Annotated in this window: 1 protein-coding gene; it reads right to left on the reverse strand. The window is 67.4% G+C overall.

Going from position 1 to position 1,265, the window contains the following annotated elements:
* On the reverse strand, window positions 1–1,021 hold a 1,021-nt coding region (locus AQJ11_RS44935), incomplete at its 3' end, for an IS110 family RNA-guided transposase (protein WP_063807765.1).
* Window positions 1,022–1,265 lie beyond the last annotated feature (244 nt).

The raw sequence follows: 1,265 nt of genomic DNA on the forward strand, positions 1-1,265 counted from the left end.
AGAAGGCCCGTTTGAGCTGCTTGTTGCCGCGTCGTGAAGGGTGTTCGCCGCGGATGGAGGAGCCGGAGTTCCTGGTCACGGGTGCCAGGCCGGCGTAGGCGGCGAGGTGGCCGGCGGTGGCGAAGCCGCTGCCGTCACCGACGTCGATGAGGATGCGGGCTGCGGTCCTGACCCCGATGCCTGGCATCGAGATCAGGACCTGGGAAAGAGGGTGGGCCTCCAGAAGTTCTTCGATCCTTGCAGCGAGGAGTTTGCGCTGGTCAAGGACGGACCGGAGGGAGCTGGCGAGGCTGGGGACGATCAGCGCGGCCGCGTCGGTGCCCGGGACGACGACGGTCTGTTCGTCGAGTGCGGTGAAGATGTCCTCCACCAGCCGCTCGGCCATCCGCGGTGCCTTCGGCCGTATCAGGGTGAGCAGTCGTCGCCTTCCGGCTCTGCGGATCTGGGCCGGGGAACCGAACTGCTCCAGCAGCCTGAGCACGGCCGGGTGCTGGATCCGTGGGCCCAGGACCCGTTCCAGCGACGGATGGATCTGGGTGAGCAGGCCGCGGAGCCGGTTGGCGATCCGGGTGGTCTCGCCCGCCAGGTCGTCGTCGAAGCCTGCGGTCATCGCGAGCTCTGCGACCGTCTCATCGGCGGGATCGACCGCTCGCAGGGTGTGGGGCATCGCTCTGGCAGCGTCCGCGATGACGAACGCGTCACGGGCGTCGGTCTTGGCCTCACCAGGGTAAAGATCGGCAATCCGCCGCATGGTCAGCCCGGGCACGTAGGCGACCTGGAAGCCTGCATCCCGGGCGACTGCCAGGGGCAGGGCTCCGATGGAAGCCGGCTGGTCGACGATCATCAGCACGGTCCCGTGCTTGGCCCGGAGCTTGTCGAACAGCTCCCGCAGCTCCGGTTCGCTGTTGGGCAGCGGCTTGTCGAACACCTTCTTCCCAGCGCGATTGACGGCGGCGGCGTGATGTTCGCCCTTGCCGACATCCAGCCCGAGATAGACGCCGATGTCAGTTTCGTCCGTCACGACCGTCGCTCCCGCCCTCGCCTGTTCCCCGGCCTCACCTGCGGCATCAGCGTGCCGGCATCCACGTTACGAAGAGACTGCCGTACCCGATTGAGGGTTTGGCGCTCGTGCCTCTAATCAGCGGTCTGCCAATGCCTCCGGCACCGGCGACACCACCTTTTCGATCATCTCGACTGGGGGCACAAGTCATACCGGGGCCGAAGGCCGGGAGCCTCCTCGCGAGGCCACGAAGAAGGTAACGGGG

This window comes from Streptomyces corchorusii (assembly GCF_001514055.1).
Taxonomy (GTDB): domain Bacteria; phylum Actinomycetota; class Actinomycetes; order Streptomycetales; family Streptomycetaceae; genus Streptomyces; species Streptomyces olivaceoviridis.